Annotated in this window: 21 protein-coding genes; 13 read left to right on the top strand and 8 right to left on the bottom strand. The window is 58.8% G+C overall.

The window, feature by feature from the left end; translation table 11 throughout:
* Positions 1-8: 8 nt before the first annotated feature.
* Together M5B43_RS08950 and M5B43_RS08945 are read right to left on the bottom strand one after the other, a co-directional pair.
* Positions 9-290 carry a hypothetical protein gene (locus M5B43_RS08950; protein ID WP_248749753.1) on the bottom strand — a complete coding sequence of 94 codons (282 nt, stop codon included), beginning with the start codon at positions 288-290 and terminating at the stop codon, positions 9-11.
* A gap of 143 nt (positions 291-433) precedes the next feature.
* Positions 434-619 carry a hypothetical protein gene (locus tag M5B43_RS08945; protein ID WP_248749752.1) on the bottom strand — a complete coding sequence of 62 codons (186 nt, stop codon included), beginning with the start codon at positions 617-619 and terminating at the stop codon, positions 434-436.
* A 310-nt stretch (positions 620-929) separates the two neighbouring features.
* Here M5B43_RS08945 and galU point away from each other — a divergent pair, with 310 nt between their 5' ends.
* Together galU and gorA are read left to right on the top strand one after the other, a co-directional pair.
* Complete coding sequence (gene galU, locus M5B43_RS08940; protein ID WP_003212579.1) at positions 930-1,769, top strand: UTP--glucose-1-phosphate uridylyltransferase GalU; 840 nt, start codon at positions 930-932, stop codon at positions 1,767-1,769.
* Between the two features lie 98 nt (positions 1,770-1,867).
* Positions 1,868-3,226 (top strand): glutathione-disulfide reductase, encoded by a 1,359-nt coding sequence (gene gorA / locus M5B43_RS08935; RefSeq protein WP_248749751.1) that lies wholly within the window; start codon positions 1,868-1,870, stop codon positions 3,224-3,226.
* Here the strand turns inward: gorA and M5B43_RS08930 are convergent, their stop codons facing one another.
* The gene (locus M5B43_RS08930; RefSeq protein ID WP_248749750.1) at positions 3,227-4,234 is read right to left on the bottom strand and encodes a DNA-binding protein; all 1,008 of its coding nucleotides are present in this window, start codon (positions 4,232-4,234) and stop codon (positions 3,227-3,229) included.
* Between the two features lie 169 nt (positions 4,235-4,403).
* On the opposite strand from M5B43_RS08930, the gene M5B43_RS08925 reads away from it, so the two are divergent.
* From M5B43_RS08925 to ahpF, 3 genes are all read left to right on the top strand, one after another.
* A complete protein-coding gene (locus M5B43_RS08925; RefSeq protein WP_248749749.1) occupies positions 4,404-5,336 on the top strand; it encodes a site-specific integrase in 933 nt (310 codons plus the stop codon).
* A 133-nt stretch (positions 5,337-5,469) separates the two neighbouring features.
* Positions 5,470-6,033, top strand: coding sequence for an alkyl hydroperoxide reductase subunit C (gene ahpC, locus M5B43_RS08920; RefSeq protein ID WP_248749748.1), 564 nt, complete (start codon positions 5,470-5,472; stop codon positions 6,031-6,033).
* A 130-nt stretch (positions 6,034-6,163) separates the two neighbouring features.
* Entirely contained in the window at positions 6,164-7,729 is a 1,566-nt protein-coding gene (gene ahpF / locus M5B43_RS08915) for an alkyl hydroperoxide reductase subunit F (RefSeq protein ID WP_248749747.1), read from the top strand.
* Positions 7,730-7,793: 64 nt separating this feature from the next.
* Here ahpF and gloA read toward each other — a convergent pair whose 3' ends face one another.
* Positions 7,794-8,315: a lactoylglutathione lyase gene (gene gloA / locus M5B43_RS08910; protein ID WP_034119640.1), complete on the bottom strand. Its 522-nt coding sequence runs from the start codon at positions 8,313-8,315 to the stop codon at positions 7,794-7,796.
* A gap of 199 nt (positions 8,316-8,514) precedes the next feature.
* Between gloA and M5B43_RS08905 the strand changes: the two genes are divergently transcribed.
* Positions 8,515-9,051, top strand: a complete 537-nt coding sequence (locus M5B43_RS08905; protein ID WP_248749852.1) for a DUF4946 domain-containing protein — start codon at positions 8,515-8,517, stop codon at positions 9,049-9,051.
* A gap of 113 nt (positions 9,052-9,164) precedes the next feature.
* Here the strand turns inward: M5B43_RS08905 and M5B43_RS08900 are convergent, their stop codons facing one another.
* Together M5B43_RS08900 and M5B43_RS08895 are read right to left on the bottom strand one after the other, a co-directional pair.
* Positions 9,165-9,530 (bottom strand): histone-like nucleoid-structuring protein, MvaT/MvaU family, encoded by a 366-nt coding sequence (locus M5B43_RS08900; protein WP_248749746.1) that lies wholly within the window; start codon positions 9,528-9,530, stop codon positions 9,165-9,167.
* 199 nt (positions 9,531-9,729) lie between these two features.
* On the bottom strand, positions 9,730-11,271 hold the full coding sequence (locus M5B43_RS08895; protein WP_248749745.1) for an EAL domain-containing protein: 1,542 nt from the start codon (positions 11,269-11,271) through the stop codon (positions 9,730-9,732).
* A gap of 294 nt (positions 11,272-11,565) precedes the next feature.
* Between M5B43_RS08895 and M5B43_RS08890 the strand changes: the two genes are divergently transcribed.
* The 5 genes from M5B43_RS08890 (at position 11,566) to M5B43_RS08870 (ending at position 17,385) form a co-directional block, all read left to right on the top strand.
* Complete coding sequence (locus tag M5B43_RS08890) at positions 11,566-12,126, top strand: fimbrial protein (protein WP_248749744.1); 561 nt, start codon at positions 11,566-11,568, stop codon at positions 12,124-12,126.
* A 60-nt stretch (positions 12,127-12,186) separates the two neighbouring features.
* Positions 12,187-12,945: a molecular chaperone gene (locus M5B43_RS08885; protein WP_248749743.1), complete on the top strand. Its 759-nt coding sequence runs from the start codon at positions 12,187-12,189 to the stop codon at positions 12,943-12,945.
* Positions 12,946-12,947: 2 nt separating this feature from the next.
* Positions 12,948-15,569 (top strand): fimbria/pilus outer membrane usher protein, encoded by a 2,622-nt coding sequence (locus M5B43_RS08880; RefSeq protein ID WP_248749742.1) that lies wholly within the window; start codon positions 12,948-12,950, stop codon positions 15,567-15,569.
* Complete coding sequence (locus M5B43_RS08875) at positions 15,569-16,333, top strand: fimbria/pilus periplasmic chaperone (RefSeq protein WP_248749741.1); 765 nt, start codon at positions 15,569-15,571, stop codon at positions 16,331-16,333. Before M5B43_RS08880 ends, M5B43_RS08875 begins: the two co-directional genes overlap by 1 nt.
* 131 nt (positions 16,334-16,464) lie before the next feature.
* Positions 16,465-17,385 (top strand): fimbrial protein, encoded by a 921-nt coding sequence (locus M5B43_RS08870; RefSeq protein WP_248749740.1) that lies wholly within the window; start codon positions 16,465-16,467, stop codon positions 17,383-17,385.
* On the opposite strand, the gene M5B43_RS08865 is transcribed toward M5B43_RS08870, so the two are convergent.
* Positions 17,376-18,260 (bottom strand): LysR substrate-binding domain-containing protein, encoded by an 885-nt coding sequence (locus M5B43_RS08865; RefSeq protein ID WP_248749739.1) that lies wholly within the window; start codon positions 18,258-18,260, stop codon positions 17,376-17,378. The genes M5B43_RS08870 and M5B43_RS08865 overlap by 10 nt on opposite strands.
* Before the next feature lie 77 nt (positions 18,261-18,337).
* On the opposite strand from M5B43_RS08865, the gene M5B43_RS08860 reads away from it, so the two are divergent.
* Together M5B43_RS08860 and hppD are read left to right on the top strand one after the other, a co-directional pair.
* Complete coding sequence (locus tag M5B43_RS08860; RefSeq protein WP_248749738.1) at positions 18,338-19,261, top strand: DMT family transporter; 924 nt, start codon at positions 18,338-18,340, stop codon at positions 19,259-19,261.
* Positions 19,262-19,503: 242 nt separating this feature from the next.
* Entirely contained in the window at positions 19,504-20,580 is a 1,077-nt protein-coding gene (gene hppD, locus M5B43_RS08855; protein ID WP_248749737.1) for a 4-hydroxyphenylpyruvate dioxygenase, read from the top strand.
* A 68-nt stretch (positions 20,581-20,648) separates the two neighbouring features.
* Here hppD and rarD read toward each other — a convergent pair whose 3' ends face one another.
* The gene (gene rarD, locus M5B43_RS08850; RefSeq protein WP_248749736.1) at positions 20,649-21,530 is read right to left on the bottom strand and encodes an EamA family transporter RarD; all 882 of its coding nucleotides are present in this window, start codon (positions 21,528-21,530) and stop codon (positions 20,649-20,651) included.
* Positions 21,531-21,537: the final 7 nt, after the last annotated feature.

Genomic DNA, 21,537 nt, shown 5'->3' with positions numbered 1-21,537 from the left:
GCGACGAATTATTTGCAGACCACGACAACACTGCGGCTCTTGAAATTACCGACGTCCTTGCCCAGGGTCTTGTCGCTTTCCTTCAGGGCTGGGGTGCCTGCGGTGCCGACGATGCGGTAGCCGGTGCCTGCGCAGGAGGCATCGGCTTTCTCATAACAGCTGGCCCAGGAGTTGGCCTCGCCCGAGCAGTCGATGGTCAGGCCTTGCTCACCGTTTTTCAGGTAGGTGTCGGACGTGGTGGTGCAGCCGGCCAGCGCCAATACCGCAGTCAGTGCCAGGATTTTGTTCATAAGGGGGTCGTCGTCGAGGGTGTTGGAGGGCGCTGACACTGTCGTGGGGCGTTGGAGGGAGACTATAGCTAACGGCCATCAAGGTACAGCCAAACGCAAAAAAGCCCCGTTGATCGGGGCTTTCATCGGCAGCGGGGCGAGTTTTACTTGCCTTTGGGCCGTTTGCTCGACGCATGGCCGGCTTCGTCTACAAACACTTCGGCAACCGCAATCGCTTGAGACTCGGTTGCGAAGGAACCGGCGACGCTGTCACCGTGAAAGTTGATCAAGTGCCAGCCGTCCGCTCGCTGCGTGATCAAGTAGCCGTTTACGCCTTTTGGTTCTGACATCTATTAACAATCTCGTGGTCTGGATCAAGGGTGCAATCATAGCGCCAAATGCGATGGAGCAGCGTAAGTTGTTGCATGTCAGTGCCGGGCATCGAAAAGCGTGCTAAAACGGTTACAGCCCTTTTAAATAAAGGCGCCAAGGCATGTTTTGCCTAGCGGTTGGTAACGCTCTTTGTAGGAACAGCGGAACTTACGCCGACATTTTTTCTCTATGATGACATCGCAACGCCAGCAGGACCCATTGTAAGGTGACTGCGGCCTGATTAGACTGCGCCGAATTTCGTACGCACAGCCCTTTGTAAGGACTTATATGATCAAGAAATGCTTGTTCCCAGCAGCCGGTTACGGCACTCGCTTCTTGCCAGCGACCAAAGCCATGCCCAAAGAGATGCTGCCGGTGGTGAACAAGCCACTGATTCAGTACGGCGTCGAAGAGGCTCTGGATGCCGGCTTGAACGAAATCTCCATCGTGACGGGCCGTGGTAAGCGCGCACTGGAAGACCACTTCGACATCAGCTACGAGCTGGAAAACCAGATCAAGGGCACCGACAAGGAAAAATACCTGGTTGGTATCCGTAAGCTGCTGGACGAGTGCTCGTTCTCCTACACCCGTCAGACCCAGATGAAAGGCCTTGGCCATGCCATCCTGACCGGCCGCCCATTGATCGGCGACGAGCCCTTCGCGGTAGTGCTGGCCGATGACTTGTGTGTGAACCTGGAAGGCGATGGCGTACTGACCCAGATGGTCAAGCTGTACCAGAAATACCGCTGCACCATCGTTGCGGTTCAAGAGGTTGACCCTCAAGAAACCAACAAGTACGGCGTAATTGCCGGCGATGACATTGGTGACGGCCTGATCCGTGTACGCGACATGGTCGAGAAACCGGCCCCCGAAGATGCACCGTCGAACCTGGCGATCATCGGCCGTTACATCCTGACACCGGATATCTTCAAGCTGATCGAAGAAACCGAGCCAGGCAAGGGCGGCGAAATCCAGATCACTGACGCCCTGTTGAAGCAAGCCAAAGACGGTTGTGTTATTGCCTACAAATTCAAAGGCCGTCGTTTTGACTGCGGTGGCGCCGAAGGCTACATCGAGGCGACCAACTTCTGCTACGAGCACTTCTACAAGACTGGTAAGGCTTACTGATACACGGTTGCCTGCCTAAAAAAGCCACCTTCGGGTGGCTTTTTCGTTTTTCAGCCTTATGTAAGTCGGTATGCTGACGTCCTGCCGAGGAGAGTGAAATGGCCTACGATTTTGATCTGTATGTAATTGGCGCCGGTTCCGGTGGTGTGCGCGCGGCGCGTTTTGCCGCAGGCTTTGGCGCCAAGGTGGCCGTGGCCGAAAGCCGCTATCTGGGCGGTACGTGCGTGAACGTCGGCTGCGTGCCGAAGAAACTGTTGGTATACGGCGCTCATTTTGCCGAAGACTTTGAACAAGCCAGCGGGTTTGGCTGGTCGCTGGGCGAGGCGAACTTTGACTGGGCGACCCTGATCGCCAACAAGGACCGTGAAATCAATCGCCTCAACGGCATTTATCGCAATCTGCTGGTTAACAGTGGCGTGACCCTGCACGAAGGGCACGCGCGACTGGTTGATGCACATCAGGTAGAGATCAATGGTGCGCGTTTTACCGCCAGGCACATTCTCATTGCCACGGGCGGCTGGCCGCAGATTCCAGAGATTCCTGGTCGCGAACACGCCATCGGTTCCAATGAGGCGTTCTTCCTAAAAACGTTGCCCAAGCGCGTGCTGGTGGTCGGCGGGGGTTATATCGCCGTTGAGTTCGCAGGTATTTTCCATGGCCTGGGCGCGCAGACCTCGCTGTTGTATCGCGGTGACCTGTTCTTGCGCGGTTTTGATGGTGCCGTGCGTAAGCACTTGCAGGAGGAGTTGACCAAGCGCGGCCTGGACCTGCAGTTTAATGCCGATATCGAACGCATCGAGAAGCAAGCGGACGGCAGCCTCAAAGCCACCCTAAAAGACGGTCGCGTGCTGGAAGCTGATTGCGTGTTCTATGCCACTGGCCGTCGACCGATGCTGGATAACCTGGGCCTGGAAAATACCGGCGTCAAGCTCGACAAGCGTGGCTTCGTTGAGGTGGATGACCTGTACCAGACTGCCGAGCCGTCCATCCTGGCCATTGGCGATGTGATTGGTCGCGTGCAACTGACGCCGGTCGCACTGGCGGAAGGCATGGCTGTCGCGCGTCGCCTGTTCAAGCCCGAGCAATACCGGCCGGTAGATTACGCAAATATTCCGACGGCGGTGTTCAGTTTGCCGAACATCGGCACTGTTGGCTTGACGCAAGAGGAGGCGCAAGACAAGGGGCACAACGTGCAGATCTTCGAAAGCCGTTTCCGGCCGATGAAGTTGACGCTCACTGACTGTCAGGAAAAGACCCTGATGAAGCTGGTGGTCGATGCCGACACCGACAAGGTGCTGGGTTGCCATATGGTCGGTCCGGACGCCGGTGAAATCGTGCAGGGCCTGGCGATCGCGCTCAAGGCGGGCGCGACCAAGCAGCATTTCGACGAGACCATCGGCGTGCATCCTACGGCGGCGGAAGAGTTTGTCACCCTGCGCACGCCTGTGACCGGCTGATCAGGCTTCGCCAGTTGCCTCTGGCGCCGTTGCAACGACGGCTGCCAGGCGCAGCGCTTCGATGCTGGCTTGGGCCTTGACCAGTTCCAGCTCCAGCGCCTTGTTGCTGTGCTGGTGCTCGATCAGTGCCTCCTGGCGGGACTGGCTGTCCAGCACGGCAACCCGCAGGCGCTCCTGAAGCAGGGTGCGCTCGCTGTCGATCTGGCTGACCTGCTCGTTCAGCTTGAACTGTAGAGCCTGGTCTTTGCGGGCTTGTTCTTGCAGCGCGCTCAGTTCCTTCGTCGTTACCCGATGCTCAATCAGCAAGCGCTCGTTGTCACGATGCAGCTGGGTGATTTCATCCTGGCGCACCAGGGCACTTTGCTGGGCCTGACGCAGTTCGGCCTGTACCTGCTGCAACTGGCCTTCGTGGCGACGCTGCTCCTGCTCACGCTGCTCCTTGACCGCATTGCGGTAGTGCTCAAGGGCGTCCCGAGCGTGCAGGTGCTTGTCTTCCAAAGAGCGAATCTGCTCGTCTTTGTCGTTGATCCTCAGTTCGTAATCACTGCACGCCTGGCTTAGTCCGGCATTGCGTGTTTGCTCGCTCTGCAGGCTGGTACTGGCCGTTTGCAGGGCTGCACTTTCTTGCGCCAAGGCCGCGGCCTGGATATCAAATTGCTGCTTGAGCAGGTCGTGAGCTTCTTCAAGCGCTTGCACTTGGGCGAGCAGGGCGGCCTTTTGCTGCTCGAATTGCGCCAGGGCCAGGTCAATCGGCTCCTGAGCCTTGTCTTTGAGGCGCTGGGCCAGGCGCGCGACCAGTTCACCCAGCTCGTCGTCTATTGGCGCTTCGGTAATGGTCAGCCGGTTTTCGCTGTCGTCCAGCTCCTTCAAATAGCGATGAATAGTGGTTTTCGAGCCGGTATTCCCCATCTCGATGCGTACGGCATCGATGCTGGGGTTTTCGCCGCGGGCGAGGATTGCCAAGCGTGCCGTCTGAACTACTGCTTTGTTTATGCCGCCGCGAGCCATGGGGTCTCCGTCGATTTAGTACTGTGGTACATGGTATGTATATACATACTCTAACACGAATAAAATAGCGTTGAAATTCATGATTTAACAGGCGGGATATTGGCGTATTATCCCGTGTCATCCGCATTTTCATCGCCCATTCATCCACCCGCCGTACGAAAAGGCTCCCATGAGCGACCTGGATCGTTACCTCAACGCCGCCACGCGCGACAACACACGCCGCAGTTATCGTGCGGCCATCGAGCACTTTGAAGTGAGTTGGGGCGGGTTTCTGCCTGCCACCAGTGACAGCGTGGCGCGGTATCTGGTGGCGCATGCCGGGGTGCTGGCGGTGAATACGTTGAAACTGCGGCTTTCGGCATTGGCGCAGTGGCATACCAGCCAGGGCTTTCCCGACCCGACCAAGGCGCCGGTGGTACGCAAGGTGCTCAAGGGCATTCGGGCGCTACACCTGGTGCGGGAGAGGCAGGCCGAGCCGTTGCAGCTCAAGCACCTGGAGCAAGTGATTGCATCCCTTGAGGTTGAAGCCAAAGAGGCGAGCGACAATCTGGATCAGCCGCGGTTGTTGCGGGCCAAGCGCGACACGGCGTTGATCCTGCTGGGGTTCTGGCGCGGCTTTCGCAGTGATGAACTCTGCCGCCTGGATATCGAACACGTGCACGCGGTGCCAGGGGCCGGCATCAGCCTGTACTTGCCGCGTAGCAAGAGCGATCGGGACAACCTCGGCAAGACCTACCAGACACCGGCACTGCTGCGCCTATGCCCGGTACACGCCTATTGCGACTGGCTCAGCGTTTCGGCGCTGGTGCGTGGGCCGGTATTTCGCGGGATCGATCGCTGGGGCAACCTGGGTGAGGAGGGGTTGCACCCCAACAGTGTGATCCCGTTATTACGCCAAGCTCTGGAGCGCGCAGGCATTGCCGCCGAACAGTACACCAGCCACTCCCTGCGACGCGGCTTTGCTACCTGGGCCCATCGCAGCGGCTGGGATTTGAAGTCGCTGATGAGTTACGTCGGCTGGAACGACATGAAATCCGCCATGCGCTATGTTGAAGCGACGCCCTTTCTCGGCATGACGCTGGCCTCCCAACCGCTGATTTAAGATTTCTTCTATTAGTACGGTCATCTGATAGGGAAAACCAATCGTCAGCATCAGGTTTGCCAATGAGCCATCGGCCGAGAGAGTGGGTAGGATTCATCTCATCAACTTCTTAACCCCTGACGGAGAGTCAACGATGCCTATCATCAACAGCCAAGTAAAACCGTTTAAAGCCACCGCATTCAAAAACGGCAGCTTCGTAGAGGTGTCCGACGCTGACCTGAAAGGCAAATGGTCGGTCGTGTTCTTCTACCCAGCCGACTTCACCTTCGTTTGCCCAACCGAGCTGGAAGACCTGGCTGACAACTACGCCGAATTCCAGAAGCTGGGCGTCGAAATCTACAGCGTTTCCACTGACACCCACTTTGCACACGCTGCCTGGCACAACACTTCGCCAGCCATCGGCAAGATCCAATACACCATGATCGGCGACCCAACCCTGACCATCTCCCGCAACTTCGACGTGCTGATCGAAGAAGCTGGCCTGGCAGACCGCGGCACTTTCGTGATCAACCCAGAAGGTCAGATCAAGATTGTCGAACTGAACGACGGCGGTGTTGGCCGTGACGCTTCCGAGCTGCTGCGCAAGATCAAAGCTGCCCAGTACGTTGCTGCCCACCCAGGCGAAGTGTGCCCAGCCAAGTGGAAAGAAGGCGAGGCCACCCTGGCTCCGTCCTTGGACCTGGTCGGCAAGATCTAAGTCTGTGAAGACGTATCAAGGGCGGGAATCCGCACTTAAGTAAGCTGCATCCGCCCTCAAAACGCCCGGGCGAGATTCGCTCGGGCGTTTTTTTGTCTGCAATAAACCGAATTAATAGGAAATCGCCCGTATGTTGGACGCCAATCTTAAAGCTCAGTTGAAGTCATACCTGGAGCGGGTCACCCAGCCGATCGAGATCGTCGCCTCCCTCGACGACGGCGCGAAATCCCAGGAAATGCTTGCCCTTTTGCAGGACGTAACCAGCCTCACCACGCTGATTACCCTGAAGAGCGATGGCAATGATGCACGTAAGCCATCGTTCTCTATCAACCGCCCGGGTGCCGATATCAGCCTGCGTTTCGCCGGCATCCCCATGGGCCATGAATTCACTTCGCTGGTGCTGGCCCTGCTGCAAGTCGGTGGCCACCCGTCGAAGGCGAGTGTCGAAGTGATTGAACAGATCCGCGCCCTGAAAGGCGAGTTCAGCTTCGAGACTTATTTCTCGCTGTCGTGCCAGAACTGCCCGGACGTGGTCCAGGCCCTGAACCTGATGGCTGTGCTCAACCCGAATATCCGCCACGTGGCGATCGATGGCGCGTTGTTCCAGGCTGAAGTCGATGAGCGCCAGATCATGGCGGTGCCCAGCGTCTACCTCAACGGTGTGAACTTCGGCCAGGGCCGTATGGGCCTGGAAGAAATCCTCGCCAAGCTCGACACCAGCGGGATCGAAAAAGCTGCCGAAAAAATCAGCGCCAAGGACGCCTTTGATGTGTTGGTCGTAGGCGGCGGCCCTGCGGGTTCTTCGGCGGCGATCTACGCGGCGCGTAAAGGTATCCGTACCGGTGTGGCGGCCGAGCGATTCGGTGGCCAGGTGTTGGACACCATGTCGATCGAGAACTTTATCTCGGTACAGGAAACCGAAGGGCCGAAACTGGCCAGTGCGCTGGAAGCTCACGTGCGTCAGTACGACGTGGATATCATGAACCTGCAACGTGCCAGCCACTTGGTCCCGGCAAAAAAAGCCGGTGACTTGCACGAAATTCGCTTTGAAAGCGGCGCCACGCTCAAGTCCAAGACGGTGATCCTGGCCACGGGTGCGCGCTGGCGCGAAATGGGGGTGCCGGGCGAGCAGGCATACAAAGCCAAGGGCGTGTGCTTCTGTCCGCACTGCGATGGCCCGCTGTTCAAGGGCAAGCGTGTGGCGGTGATCGGCGGCGGTAACTCCGGCGTTGAAGCGGCCATCGACCTGGCCGGTATCGTCAGTCACGTTACCTTGCTTGAGTTCGACAGCAAGCTGCGTGCCGATGCCGTGTTGCAGCGCAAGCTCTACAGCCTGCCGAACGTGGATGTCATCACCAGCGCGTTGACCAGTGAAGTCAAAGGCGATGGCCAAAAAGTCACTGGCCTGGCCTACAAGGACCGCGACAGTGGTGAGTTCAAGACCGTCGACCTGGAAGGTATCTTTGTGCAGATCGGTTTGCTGCCGAACACGGACTGGCTCAAAGGTACAGTCGAGCTGACGCCTCGTGGCGAGATTATTGTCGATGCGCGTGGTGAGACGTCACTGCCTGGCGTGTTTGCTGCCGGTGATGTGACAACCGTGCCGTACAAGCAGATCGTGATTGCAGTAGGTGAGGGCGCCAAAGCCTCCCTGAGTGCGTTCGACCACCTGATCCGTACGTCCGCCCCGGCCTGACGTCAGCCCCGCAAATGAAAAAACCCATGAGCGATCATGGGTTTTTTTGTTCTGCGTGAAACGTTTACATCGGTGCTGGCTGGATGATCTCAACCCAGTACGCGTCCGGGTCCTTGATGAAAGCCAGGCTCTTCATGCGGCCATCGGTCAGGCGTTTCTGGAAATCACAGCCCAGGGCTTCGAAGCGCTCGCAGGCCGCGACGATATCCGGAACCGAAATGCAGATATGACCAAAGCCACGTGGGTCAGTGTTGCCGTTGTGGTAGGCGAAGTCGGCATCGTTTTCGGTGCCGTGGTTGTGGGTCAGCTCCAGAATGCCTGGAATTGACTTCATCCATTGCGTACGCTCGGCGGCATCGGCCGGGATCTGGGCCTTGTCGACCAAAGCCAGGAAATACAGGCTGAATTCAGCTTCCGGGAAGTCACGTTTTTCAACCAGGGAGAAGCCCAGGACGCGGGTATAGAAATCCAGCGACTTGGTGATGTCTTTGACCCGCAGCATGGTGTGGTTGAACACGAAGTTCGAGGTGGCGGTGTCAGGTTGGGCGGTGACGCCCGGGAAGGTGTTCAGTTCGTGCAGGCTCATGGGCCCTCCAGAAAAAAATGGGGCAAACGCGGCTTGAGGTGAGATGAGCGGTCCCTTGGCTTGCGGCTGGCATCCTTGTCACCGAGCCATGATACGCAAGCGTCGCCTGCTGAGCCAAATGAAAAAGGTCACGCGGTCCTTGCGACCGGCGGGGGCTGGGCCTCAAACTTTGCCGTTGGAACCTTGGGTGTTTTTCGCAATGATCGAGTTTCGTAAGCCGTTGTTGAGCGCTGTGTGTTTACTGTTGGGCAGCCCGTTCGTGCTAGCCGCCGACCCGGAGATTCATTGGCCCAGCGGTTGGCAGGTCGAGGAAGTCGTGCCCGATGGTGAAACGCCCGAAAAGCCTCAAGCGGTGTCCCGGCAGCGGGCGATCAAGAATGATGAAAATGGCGCGACCTTGATGGTCATGGAGTTGACCGGTACACCGATCGACGCCGGGCATAAAGTTAATCTTCAGGGTGTGTTGCTGGAAATGCGCAAATCGATCCAGAAAGATTTTGCCCAAGGCGGTTATCAAAGCGTATGCAGCAAGATGCACCCCACGACATTGAGTCATCTTGAGGCGTTGGAAACTACCTGTGTGATTACCGAGAATGGACGGCATGTGCTGTCACAAACATTAGTCGCCGCAGTGGGTGCCGAGAGAGCGTATGTATTTTCATACGCGGGCCAAACACAAGCCTACGAAGCCAGTAAGGACGAAGTCAGTTCGGTGCGTGACAGCCTGAAACTTTGAGCGCGTTAACCTGATCGATTGTGAACAAGATGAACGGTTAGTTAAGTTCGTTTTCGAACCCATAGACAACAAAAAGCCCCGCTTATGCGGGGCTCTTTGTTAGTGCATATTGATCAGCCGCGAAGCCAGGAATCTACAGTGGCGGCGCCGTACTGTTCTTTCCAGGCTTTCAGGCCGCGGTGGTTGCCGCCTTTGGTCTCGATCAACTCGCCAGTGTGTGGGTTGTGATACACCTTGACCACCCGTGCACGGCGTTGTTTTGGTGCGGCGGCAATCGTAAGGCCCCCCTTGCTTGGGGTTGGATCAAGGATGGAGATCACGTCGCGCAGACTTTTACCGTAGCTGTCCATCAGCTTTTTAAGCTTTTCTTCGAATTCGATTTCTTTCTTCAAGCCTGCGTCGTTCTTCAAGGATTCCAGCTGGGCAAGCTGCTCTTTAAGGGCTTTTTCTGCTGCGCGAAATTCGGCGAGTCTGGACAAAATATGTACTCCAATAGTGTATTTTGCTGCTATCAACTGCAGACAAAGCTATCAGCCAAGAGCGTTAAGGAAACTTAACGAAAACGGCCGTTCTGCGAGTGCTGCACAGGCTGGAAAAATTGTAGTAGTTAATCCATCTTGAGTAAATCATGTCTGTTGTCGAAATAACAACCTTTCATCGAAGGTCGTCGGTGTCTATTCAATGGCTGGCCAAAGATTTAATGAATTCATCGCAAGGCAACGGCCGCCCGAACAGATAGCCCTGTAAGAAGTCTACGCCTTGTGCAACAAGGTACTCACACTGTTCGGCTGTTTCCACGCCTTCGGCAACGATACCCAGATCCAGCTTGCCCGACAGTTCTATGATGCTGTCAAGAATGTGCCGCGACAGTGCATCCGCCCCGATCATGGCGACGAAACTTTGATCAATCTTCAAGTAGTCGACATTGAAGTTGCGCAAGTAACCCAGGCTGGAATGGCCGGTACCAAAGTCATCAATCGCAATCAGCACGCCCAGTTGGTGCAGGGCATCGAACAAGCGGCGGGTGGTGTCGGTAGGTTCGATCAGCTCCCGCTCGGTCAACTCCAGCACCAGGCTGACCTGGCCGGGCGGGAAGGCGGCGAGGAACTCCCGGCAGTCCTGCACCAGTTCGAGGTCCTGGCAATGCCGTGCGGTAATGTTGACGCCGATATGGAAACCGGGGCTGAACCGTGCGGCATGGGGCGCCAGTTGCGCGGCGGTCTGGCGCAGCAAGGCCCGTGTCATCGGCACGATCAGGCCAGAGTGCTCGGCCAGCGGAATGAACAAGTCCGGCCGCACCAGGCCCTCCTTTGGGTGTTTCCAGCGCATCAGCACTTCACAGCCAGCCCATTGGCGTGTGTCGCCGCGCACTACCGGTTGGAAATACGGGATGAATTCATTGGCGCTCAATGCGCGTTGCAACTCTTGGGTGGGGGCCGAGGAGCGCTTTTGCAACCAATGCGCCAGGACGCCTGCCAGCACACCAAAGAACACCACCAGGCTGAACAACGCCGGGTAACGGGCCTGCATATAACGCCAGGTTTCACCCGCGGGCATACCCGCCTCGACACTGTATTGATAATGCGCGGACGCCAAATGGTGATGGGCTACCGCAAATTCCGGCACTGGGCCGTCATGTACTTTGCCGTTGGCATCCAGCCAGTTGGGGCCGACTTGCAGTACCAGGTGCGCGTAACGGCTGATCAAACGCAAGGCGTTCGTGAGGTGGTAGCCGTCAATCGAGGCAAACGCCCCTCGATCGCCCTCTACCAGCCGGTACACCAGCAATGCCGTGTCCGGGGTGACGGGGTTGCCGCTCATCAACCACAGCCGGCCTCCCACGTAGTCATCCGGGTTGACCGGCGACTGGTGGCTGCTGCCAAACAGTGAGCTGCAATAAATGTTTCTTTGCCAGGACAAGGTGGTGGCGCGCACAAACGGTCGGCGCGTGACCTGCTCACGCAGCGCCAGTTTTGCCCCTTTATCACAGGGCTGGCCGGCCAACGGCAGCAACGTCCGAGCGGCGAGGGCGGTGTTGTCGAGCATCAAGTCAAACTGGCGTATCGCTTCTTTAGCGGTTTGGGTGGTGCTTTGTTCAAGCGTGCGTTCGGCTTGCCAATGAAGAATCGCAACCCCGAGTAGAACGGGCAGCAGGCCGCAGACGGCGCTGATGAGGTAGCGTGAAACTCGGCTTCGGGGGCCTTTGGCGGTCAGGGGCATCGGGGGCAGCCAGTGGCGGAAAAAAGAGTGATATGTGCCGATGATAGATGGCATTTCCAGGCTGTGCTCACTTGTTTGAATCGGACTGACCTAGCCGTTCGGTCAGTTGTGACGGGCACTTCACGTTGGCAAGATAAACATCGTTGCAAAAAGTAAGAGACGCAGGAGCGATAACCCTTCAAACCTCTCTCACAGCCGTATCAGCCCAATTTTGGCGGGACGGCCGGGTCTCGTCTTTCGATTATCGAAAGGCGACTTGCAACGCTTTAATGACATGACGAGGAAATCTCAGCAATGAAGAAGATCGCACTGGCCGTTGTCTTTCTGGCGGCTACCGGCGTTGCCGCCCTGCCTGTGTTTGCCGCAGACGGCACCATTACCCTGACCGGCGAGATCACCGGTACAACCTGCAGCATCAGTGGCGGGTCAGGCTCGACGCCTGGCGCCAGCCCGAACTTTTCGGTGGCACTCAACAAGGTCCAGGCCAGCGCCCTCAACGCGCCCGGTCAGACGGCCGGATCGAAACCGTTCTTTATCCATGTGAGCACTTGCCCGAAGGATACGGTTGTCGCGGTGTTGTATGAGAGCAGCAGCCCGGCGATCAACCCGGCGACCGGTAACTTGATGAACCAGGCCCCGGCCAAGCCAAAACCTGCGTCCCTCGTTGAAGTACAGATTGTGGACGGCACCACCAACCGCCCCATGGACCTTCGACTGGCCATGAATTCGAGCAGCGCCACAGTTCCCGAAAGCGGCACGGTCTCGTTACCGTTTGCCGCTCAATATTTTGCCACTGGGAAAGCAACTCCGGGTCCGGTAAGCACGCAAGTGTTGTATTCGGTGACGTTCCCCTGAGCAAGGCTAAGGTGCCCGGCCGTTCGCCAGGCACCCAATAGCGCCTTGAAGGACACTCTCATGTTTGCCCGAACACTGCTATTGAGCCTCATAGGCTTGCCCACCATTGCCCACGCGGGCTTGGTGATCGACGGCACGCGGCACATCTACCCGCAGGAGCGACGTGAAATCACGCTGCGCCTGACCAACGATGATCAACAGGCACCGCGTCTTGTCCAGGTGTGGCTGGACCAGGGCGACAAAGCGCCAGACCCATCGCGCAGCGACGTGCCTTTCAGCCTTTCGCCCCCGGTATTCCGCCTGGACCCGGGTAAAAGTCAGGCGGTACGGTTGGTTTATACCCAGGACCCGTTGCCGGGCGACCGGGAGTCGTTGTTCTGGCTAAATGCCCTGGAGATCCCCCCCAAAATCAATGCGCCGCACTTGACGCCGGACGACACCTCATCGAACCACCTGCAGTTCGCTTTTCGTATCCGTACCAAAGTGTTCTTTCGCCCCTCGCATTTGCCGGGCAGCGCGGATGAGGCGCCTACTCAATTGCACTGGACCCTGCACCGCAGTGCCCAAGGCTCGTTGCTGCAAGTGCACAATCCATCGGCCTATCACGTGACGTTCAATGAGGTGGCGCTGGCCATGGGCTCGCAACCTGGTGCGAGCCTGCTGCCTGTGGGAGCGGGCATGGTGCCTCCCGGTGGCCATTTGAACCTGCCGGTGCGCGAGGTCGTGCACGTGATTCCTGCCGACGCTCAAGTGCATTTCAAATACATCAACGATTACGGCGCGTTTTCCGTGGCGCAACGTGCTCCGCTGAAGTTCTGACTATGTCTGCCTCACTGCATTTAACGTGTTATCGAGTTTCTGCCTGGCTGTTATCCAACCCTCGGTTTCTGTTGTTGCTTGGCGTACTCAGCCCGCTACTGATGTCGGCCGAGGCGGCCCCGTTGCTGTTTGACATAGAGGCGTTTGCCAGTGGCCTGACCAGCACGGCGGATATCTCGCGGTTCAATACCCGTAATGCATTGGCTCCGGGCGTCTACCGCCTGGATGTCATGCTCAACGGACAATCAATGGGGCGTCGCGAGATCAGGTTTGTATCGCGTAATCAACTGGAGGGAGCACAGCCTTGCTTGAACCTGGAGCAACTGGCCCAACTGGGGGTCGTGACGCAAAAATTGGAGAGCACCACAGACACTGCCTGCCGCGATGTTGACCAATGGATTCCCATGGCCGGCAGCAGCGTCGATATCGAGTCTCTGACGCTGAACCTCAGCATCCCGCAGCTCTATATCAACCGCTATGTACGGGGCTACGTTGACCCCGCGCAATGGGACAAAGGCGTTGACGCCGTGCTGCTCAATTACAACTTTACTGCCGGTGCCGTGACCGCGGGTGAAGGCGAGGATCGGGCTTATCTGGGCCTTAATGGTGGCGTCAACCTGGGCGATTGGCGGCTGCGCCACCAGGGCGGGCAGGCGTGGGCGTCGCGAAACGGTCTGGTGCCTTATCAACAAACGGCGACTTTCCTGCAACGGTCCCTTTCAACCTGGCGTTCCCAACTGACCGTTGGCGACAGTTTCAGCAGCGGTCAGATCCTCGACGGCGTGCGTGTGCGGGGCATTACCCTGGCGAGCGATGACCGCATGCTGGCTCAGTCGCAACAAGGCCATGCACCGCAGGTGCGTGGCGTCGCCGACAGCAACGCAACGGTGACGGTACGCCAGAACGGTTACACCCTTTATGAAACCACCGTGGCGCCTGGGCCCTTTGTGATCGACGACCTGTACCCCACCGGCTACGGTGGCGACCTCAACGTCAGCGTCACGGAAGTGGACGGGCGACGCAGCACCTTTGTCGTGCCTTATTCAGCGGCCCCGCACCTTTTGCGCTACGGCGCCACTCAATACAGCGCGACCCTGGGGCGTGTGCAACAGCGTGGGGTCAGCGGCACCAGCCCCTCGGTGTTCCAGGGTACGCTCCAGCATGGCCTTGTCGATAACCTGTCCGTCTACGGTGGCAGTACGTTTTCCCAAGGTTACGGTCAAGGCAAGGCGGGGCTGGCAATGAGTACGCTGCTGGGTGGGTTCGCGCTGGACACCACCCACTCGCGTGCCCAAGTGCAGGGGCACGGTGTGATCAGCGGTCAAAGCTGGGGGCTGGCCTATAGCAAAAATGTGCCGTTCTCCGGGACCCATTTTGCGCTGGGCGCCTATCGGTTCTCCACCTCTGGCTATTTGAGCCTGCCGGACGCAATGAATGTGCAGGATTTGGGGCGCCACGGTGGGAGCCTCGACCGTTATGCCCGCCAGAAAAGCCGCCTGGATCTGACAATCAGCCAGCAGTTGGGGGAGGGCACGCTGAGCTTGTACGGCAGCTCCATCGACTACTGGTCCGGACGGCAAGGGCGCCAAACATCATTCACGGCCACGTATGGCGCTACCTGGAAGAAGCTCAACTGGAGCCTCTCGGCGCAGCGCTCAATCATCAGCGAGACGCACCAGTTGAGCGACCGTGAACGCAGTGACGACATTTTTTTCGGGCGGTTGGCGCAGCCCGGGCGTGTTGAAAATCACCTGGTGCTGACGCTCTCCATGCCACTGGGTGATGGCCCGAGGGCAGCGACCCTGAGCAGTTCGTTTTCTCGGGATGCCGGTGATGTGCAAGGGAGTCAACAACAGGTCGGGGTTCATGGTTTGCTCGGGGAGGAGGCTCAAACTCAGTACGGGCTGATCGGCAGCCGCAGCACGGGCAACCAGGACGGCTCCAGCTTCAATGCCTACGCAGGTTATCGCGGTAGCGAAGCCAACTGGCGTGCCGGTTACGGCCAGAGCCGGGACAGCTCGCAATTGTCCATGAGTGCCGATGGCGGGCTCATCGCCCATGGCGGTGGCATCACCTTCTCGCAAAGCCTCGGTGAAGCGTCGGCGTTGGTGTATGCACCGCATGCCCAGGGTGCGCAGCTCGGCAGCTCCGGTGCGCATATCGATAAGCACGGCTATGGGGTTTTGCCGTCCCTTCGGGCATTCCACACCAATGCAGTCGATATCGACCCGGAAGGCATGCCCGTGGATGTAGAACTGAAGGAGTCCAACCGCTCCGTCGTGCCGACCGTGGGGGCGGTGTCGCTGGTCAAGTTCGAGACCGTCAGCGGCCGCGCCCTGGTGATCAAGGCCACCCATCCAGATGGCAGGCCGCTGCCGTTTGCTGCCCAGGTATTCGATGAGCATGGCCGCGAAGTCGGGGTTATCGGACAAGCCGGCAAGGCGTTTGTACGAGGCGCCGCTGACCAAGGCACGCTGACCGTCCGATGGACTGAGGCGGCGGGCGATCGGTGCTATATCCATTACCGCTTGCCACCCCGCCAGCCCGGGCAGCGCCAGGAGAACGCCGACCAATTGGTCAGTCAGTGCAGAGGCGACACCGCCAGGCATGAGGAGAACGGTTGATGATCATCACCAAGCTGTTGAAGGCCGTATCCGGTCTGGTGCTGGCAGTACAAGGGGGGGCGGCTTATGGCGAAATTGTCATTGACCGAACCCGCGTCATTTACCCGGCCGCCGCGCGGGGGGTGACAGTCAACCTGCACAATAAGGCCGACGGCCCCAGATTGATCCAGGCGTGGATTGATGAGGGCGATCCACAGGCTTTGCCGGAACTGAGCGATGTCCCGTTTACGGTGACGCCACCGGTCCTGAGACTGGAAACCGGCAAGACCCAGGCGTTGCGCGTGGTTCATCACCCCGTGCCAGGGCACGCCGCGACGCCCCCTGAAGAGTCGGTGTATTGGCTGAATGTACTGGGTATCCGGCCTACGGTTGAAGCGGGCAATCAAGTGCAATTTTCATTGCGCACACGCATCAAGCTTTTCCTGCGTCCCGACGGCCTGAACGGTCGGGTTGAAGGCGCGGTGCAGGCGCTGCAATGGTGGCGAGAGGGTGACAGGCCGGGGCTCCACGTGCGTAATCCCAGTGCTTTCCATGTGTCGTTGTCAAGTGTCGTCCTGACCCTTGACGGTATCGAGTACCGCAATGAAGAGCCGCCGATGCTGCCGCCTCGTTCTACAACAAACATTGCGATAACGGGCACGGTTGCGCCGTGGCAAGGGCCGGCGACGTTGCGCTTCAGCACCCTGGATGACCAGGGCGCGACCCACGTGCATACGCTGCCTTTCAGTGGCCTTGGTCGCATGAAAGAGGCTGTGGCGAGATGATCAGGTATCTACGCGTTGGGGCACTGTTAGCGAGCGGGGTGTTGGCGTCGCAAGCGCATGCTCATTTTAGTTTGAATGCTGGGACGTGTACCCCTCAAACGACCCTGAATCTCTCCATTCCCGCGATCACTTTGCCGGTCAATCCGCAGATTGGGCAGGTGCTTGGGGCGCAAACCGGTTATGACTTCGGGCGCGCCGGTAGCTTTGTGATGTTGTGTCGATACACGGACTGGCCCATCGAGCATCCGGTGTCTGCGAACATCAGTGTGGTCAATTCGCCCGCTACGGGTTTGACGTTCAGCGCGTCCGGCCTGTCGATGCCGGTCTACGCGACCAACGTGCCGGGGGTCGGCTTCGCCATGATGGCCCAGGACCCTGGCCAGTCTATGCACGCGATCAGCCACTCCAATACCACCCTGTTAGCCACCAAGCACAACAAACCTAACGGCTGGGGGCTTTATGGGCGCGTCTATCTGGTGGCTACCGGGCCGGTATCGGACGGCACGATTGCCTCTAGCAACATCGCCCGGTACACGCTGACAAACGTCACTACCGCAGACCCAGGCTATGTGGCGATCAACTTCTCCGGTGCAGTGATCGCACGACCGCTCAAGCCCACCTGCACCGTCTCTACACCGTCGATCAGCATGCCGCTGGGGGCTGTCGCCAGCCGCGACTTCAAGGGGCCCGGCAGTCACGCCGGCAGTGTGACCCAGAGCATCACGCTGAACTGTAGTGGCGCAAGTGGCGGCACCCTGGATGTGTGGATTACGCTGACCGACCAGACCTCACCCGCCAATCGCAGTCACTGGTTGTCTTTGACGCGCGATTCGACCGCCAGAGGTGTGGCCCTGCAATTGCTGGCCGGCAGCCAACTGGTCAGTTACGGCCCGGATTCCTCTGCCATCGGTAACCCGAATCAGTGGCAGGTGGGCAGCACCGGTAATGGCACCGTCAAGATTCCTTTGAGCGCGCGCTATGTCCAAACCGAGAAGACGATCACGCCTGGCACGGCCAACGGCTTGGCCTCGTTTACCCTGAGTTACCGTTGAGTTTCGGTGTGTTGCAGCCGTTGCGCCAGGGCGATGAACGCCAGGGTGGCGGGTGAGGACTGACGGCGATCCAGTATGGCCAGGCCGATCCGACGAGGGACGGGAGGCGATAATGCCCGCACGACATAGCGTGGGTCGTCGAGTGTCGGCAGCGAGGCTTGCGCCACGATGCTCAGGCCGTCGCCACGGCTGACCGCCTCCAGCGTACTGAGCAACTGCGCACAGCGGTAACGCACTTTCGGCTGTAGCCGGGCCGTATTGAATAAGCGCATGACCAGTTCCGAGGAGCCTGCCTCGGTCAGGATAAACGGGTCATCACACAGCGCTTGCAGGGGGAGTGCTGCGCGGGCGGCCAGCGGGTGGCCGACCGGTATCAACACCACCAACTGGTCTTCGAATACCGCCACGGTGTCGAAGCGTTCCTGATCGAGCACCACAAACCCGACATCCACCCGCCGTTCATCCAACCATTGGATGACCTGCCGGTCAGGGCCTTCGTCCACATGCACCTCAATGCCCGGATAGGCTCGGCGAAAGTGATTGAGGAGAGTGGGCAGCAAGTGGTTTGACGCGGTCGGCCCAAACGATCCGATACGCAGCGTGCCGCACTTCATGCCTCGGGCGTCGGCGGCTTCCTGTTGCAACGTGTTGGCCAGGCCCAGCATCGCCCGGGCGCGTCCGAGCAGTTGTTCGCCGATATCACTGGGTTCTACACGCGTCTGGTGGCGTCTAAACAATTCCACGCCCAGCTCCTGCTCCAACGCCTTGATGGCATGGGACACCGCCGACTGGCTGATACCCAAACGGTGAGCCGCGCTAGTAAAGCCTTGCAGTTCGGCGACCAAAGAGAAGATTTCCAGTTGGGTCAGGGTCATGAGTAAAGGCTCATTTTACGATGATCGATCATTAGTCGAAGAATACGTCAATCATCCGGTCATTTGAGCAAATCCTCATGCGTCACGCTGCTGAACGCCTCACGTACTTGAAGCTCGCCGCGGTCACCATGATCTGGGGCGGCACTTTTGTCGCCGGGCGGCACCTGGCCGATCAGGTCGATCCGCTGCTGGCCGCCTGCTTGCGGTTTATCCTGGCCAGCCTGGCGTTGTTGCTGTTCATGGTGTGTACACGCACCCCTCTGGCACGCCCAAGTGCCCGCCAAATGCTGCAACTGATCGGGCTGGGCCTGTGTGGCATCTTTTTTTACAACCTGTGCTTTTTCTATGGGTTGCACTACATCAATGCGTCGCGAGCCTCTTTGATTGTCGCGTTGAACCCTGCGGTGATTGGCCTGGCTTCATGGTGGTTATTCAAGGAGCGCCTGGGCCGGGCCAAGCTGCTGGGTATTGCGTTGTGCCTGGTAGGCGCGGCGACGGTGATCGTGAGCCGCACCCCCAACCTCATGCAGGGGGCGAGCGATGCCTGGATTGGAGACCTGTTGATCCTGGGCTGCGTCATGGCGTGGGGCGCCTACTCGCTGTTTTCCAGGGCGCTCAACCAGGCGCTCGGGCCATTGCAAACCGTTACATGGTCGGTGTTGTGGGGCACGCTGATGTTGGCTATCAGTACTGTCGCCAGCGGTCGGCTAACGGTGCAAGGGCTCGCTGCCGTTCATCTGCCGCAGTGGTACAGCCTGTTTTACCTGGGCGTATTGGGTTCCGCCTTGGCCTATATCGGCTACTACGATGGTATCCGGCGCATCGGCGCAACGCGCTCCGGGGTATTTATCGCACTCAACCCGTTGACGGCCGTGATCAGTGGCGCGCTGTTGCTGGACGAGCCGTTGACCGCGCCCATGCTGGTGGGCGGCGTGGTGATCCTGCTGGGTATCTACCTGTGCAACAAACCCCTTGCGCGGGGAAGGGTAATGGGGATTTGATAAGAGTACGGACAAATGCGGTTACGCTGTGTAGAATCGATTTACGCATACAAGAATATGGACTTGCGCTCACGCAAGCCTCGGCCGTCAGAGACTGATGACACCATGAAGCTACTCGGCTCTCCCCTCATTTTTGGTGACTTCCTCGCCCGCAGCGTGCGGGGTTTGTCCTGTGCACCACCCTTGGCCCTCATCCTTGCTCGCAAATAACTATGTGTTAACTACAAGAATGAGGCGCCGAAATGGCCGACCAATACGAAAACCCAATGGGCCTGATGGGCTTTGAATTTATTGAATTCGCATCGCCAACCCCAGGCACCCTGGAGCCGATCTTCGAGATCATGGGCTTCGCCAAAGTGGCAACACACCGTTCCAAGAACGTGCACCTGTACCGCCAGGGCGAGATCAACCTGATCCTCAACAACGAACCGGGCAGCCTCGCGTCCTACTTCGCGGCCGAGCACGGCCCGTCGGTGTGCGGCATGGCGTTCCGCGTCAAAGACTCGCAAAAAGCCTACACCCGTGCGCTGGAACTGGGGGCACAGCCGATCCATATCGAAACCGGCCCGATGGAACTGAACCTGCCGGCGATCAAAGGCATTGGCGGCGCGCCGCTGTACCTGATCGACCGTTTTGGCGAAGGCAGCTCGATCTATGACATCGACTTCGTCTACCTCGAAGGCGTGGAGCGCAACCCGCAAGGCGCGGGGCTCAAGGTGATCGACCACCTGACCCACAACGTGTATCGCGGGCGCATGATCTACTGGGCCAACTTCTACGAGAAGCTGTTCAACTTCCGCGAAGCGCGTTACTTCGACATCAAGGGCGAATACACCGGCCTGACCTCCAAGGCCATGAGCGCGCCGGACGGCATGATCCGCATCCCGCTGAACGAAGAATCGTCCAAGGGCGCGGGCCAGATCGAAGAGTTCCTGATGCAGTTCAACGGCGAAGGCATCCAGCACGTGGCGTTCCTCACCGACGACCTGATCAAGACCTGGGACGCGCTGAAGAAGATCGGCATGCGCTTCATGACCGCGCCGCCGGACACGTATTACGAAATGCTCGAAGGTCGCCTGCCCAACCACGGTGAACCGGTGGACCAACTGCAAGCGCGTGGCATCTTGCTGGACGGTTCGTCGATTGAAGGCGACAAGCGTCTGCTGTTGCAGATCTTCTCGGAAACCCTGATGGGCCCGGTGTTCTTTGAGTTCATCCAGCGCAAGGGCGACGATGGGTTCGGCGAGGGCAACTTCAAGGCGTTGTTCGAGTCGATCGAGCGTGACCAGGTGCGTCGTGGTGTATTGACCGCCGACTGAGCCTGAAGCGTAGACAAAAAGAAGCCCGGTCGAGGCAGTCCTCGACCGGGCTTCTTTTGGCCTGCCATTCAGGCTTTGCGCTGACGCACCAGGTGCTTGAACCCTTCATACACCAGCACCATCACCGCCAGCCAGATCGGGATATAGGTCAGCCATTGCGCGCCTTTGATCCCTTCGCCCAACAGCAGCGCCACCCCCAGCAGCAACACCGGTTCCACATAGCTGAGCAGCCCGAACAGGCTGAATGCGAGCAAGCGGCTGGCAATGATGTAGCTCACCAGCGCCGATGCACTGATCAAGCCCAGCATGGGGATCAACGCGTACAGCTTCGGAAAGGCATCCAGCACGGCAAAGCCCTGTTCGCCGCTCTGCACGAACCACCAGGCCACCGGCAGCATCAACGCCATATCCAGCCACAAACCGCCCAGGTGATCGGTCTTCAGGTATTTGCGCACCACGAAGTACACCGGGTAACCGATGATCACCACCAGGGTGGCCCAGGAAAAACCGCCGGCCTGATACAGCTCGTTCAGCACGCCGAGCGCGGCAAACACCACGGCAATCTGCTGCAGGCGTGACAAGCGTTCGCCATACACCAGGCGCCCGGTCAGCACCATGGTCAGCGGCAGCAGGAAATACCCCACCGACACATCCAGGCTGCGCCCATTCAGGGGCGCCCACATGAACAGCCACAACTGCACGCCCAGCAAGGCCGACGACACCAGCACGCCGCCGATCAGTCGCGGCTGGGATGCCAGCTTGCGCACCAGCTCCCATACCCGCCGCCATTCACCGCTGATGATCATGAACACCGTCATGCACGGTACGGTGAGCAACATGCGCCAACCGAAAATCTCCAGGCCGCTCAGCGGTGTGAGCAACGAGGTGAAGTAATACATCACGGCAAACAACACCGAGGCCAAGACCGATAACACCACACCTTTAGACACGCTGTCC

Source organism: Pseudomonas sp. MWU15-20650, from assembly GCF_023242475.1.
Lineage (GTDB): Bacteria > Pseudomonadota > Gammaproteobacteria > Pseudomonadales > Pseudomonadaceae > Aquipseudomonas.
The sequence above is the reverse complement of the archived record's forward strand: the minus strand, read 5'-3'. Positions and strand labels throughout refer to the sequence as shown.

What these genes read in the sequence shown, in the direction of transcription:
- M5B43_RS08950 (WP_248749753.1), bottom strand. Translation starts at nt 290, where the DNA reads ATGAACAAAATCCTGGCACTGACTGCGGTATTGGCGCTGGCCGGCTGC.
- M5B43_RS08945 (WP_248749752.1), bottom strand. Translation starts at nt 619, where the DNA reads ATGTCAGAACCAAAAGGCGTAAACGGCTACTTGATCACGCAGCGAGCG.
- galU (WP_003212579.1), top strand. Translation starts at nt 930, where the DNA reads ATGATCAAGAAATGCTTGTTCCCAGCAGCCGGTTACGGCACTCGCTTC.
- gorA (WP_248749751.1), top strand. Translation starts at nt 1,868, where the DNA reads ATGGCCTACGATTTTGATCTGTATGTAATTGGCGCCGGTTCCGGTGGT.
- M5B43_RS08930 (WP_248749750.1), bottom strand. Translation starts at nt 4,234, where the DNA reads ATGGCTCGCGGCGGCATAAACAAAGCAGTAGTTCAGACGGCACGCTTG.
- M5B43_RS08925 (WP_248749749.1), top strand. Translation starts at nt 4,404, where the DNA reads ATGAGCGACCTGGATCGTTACCTCAACGCCGCCACGCGCGACAACACA.
- ahpC (WP_248749748.1), top strand. Translation starts at nt 5,470, where the DNA reads ATGCCTATCATCAACAGCCAAGTAAAACCGTTTAAAGCCACCGCATTC.
- ahpF (WP_248749747.1), top strand. Translation starts at nt 6,164, where the DNA reads ATGTTGGACGCCAATCTTAAAGCTCAGTTGAAGTCATACCTGGAGCGG.
- gloA (WP_034119640.1), bottom strand. Translation starts at nt 8,315, where the DNA reads ATGAGCCTGCACGAACTGAACACCTTCCCGGGCGTCACCGCCCAACCT.
- M5B43_RS08905 (WP_248749852.1), top strand. Translation starts at nt 8,515, where the DNA reads ATGATCGAGTTTCGTAAGCCGTTGTTGAGCGCTGTGTGTTTACTGTTG.
- M5B43_RS08895 (WP_248749745.1), bottom strand. Translation starts at nt 11,271, where the DNA reads ATGCCCCTGACCGCCAAAGGCCCCCGAAGCCGAGTTTCACGCTACCTC.
- M5B43_RS08890 (WP_248749744.1), top strand. Translation starts at nt 11,566, where the DNA reads ATGAAGAAGATCGCACTGGCCGTTGTCTTTCTGGCGGCTACCGGCGTT.
- M5B43_RS08885 (WP_248749743.1), top strand. Translation starts at nt 12,187, where the DNA reads ATGTTTGCCCGAACACTGCTATTGAGCCTCATAGGCTTGCCCACCATT.
- M5B43_RS08880 (WP_248749742.1), top strand. Translation starts at nt 12,948, where the DNA reads ATGTCTGCCTCACTGCATTTAACGTGTTATCGAGTTTCTGCCTGGCTG.
- M5B43_RS08875 (WP_248749741.1), top strand. Translation starts at nt 15,569, where the DNA reads ATGATCATCACCAAGCTGTTGAAGGCCGTATCCGGTCTGGTGCTGGCA.
- M5B43_RS08865 (WP_248749739.1), bottom strand. Translation starts at nt 18,260, where the DNA reads ATGACCCTGACCCAACTGGAAATCTTCTCTTTGGTCGCCGAACTGCAA.
- M5B43_RS08860 (WP_248749738.1), top strand. Translation starts at nt 18,338, where the DNA reads ATGCGTCACGCTGCTGAACGCCTCACGTACTTGAAGCTCGCCGCGGTC.
- hppD (WP_248749737.1), top strand. Translation starts at nt 19,504, where the DNA reads ATGGCCGACCAATACGAAAACCCAATGGGCCTGATGGGCTTTGAATTT.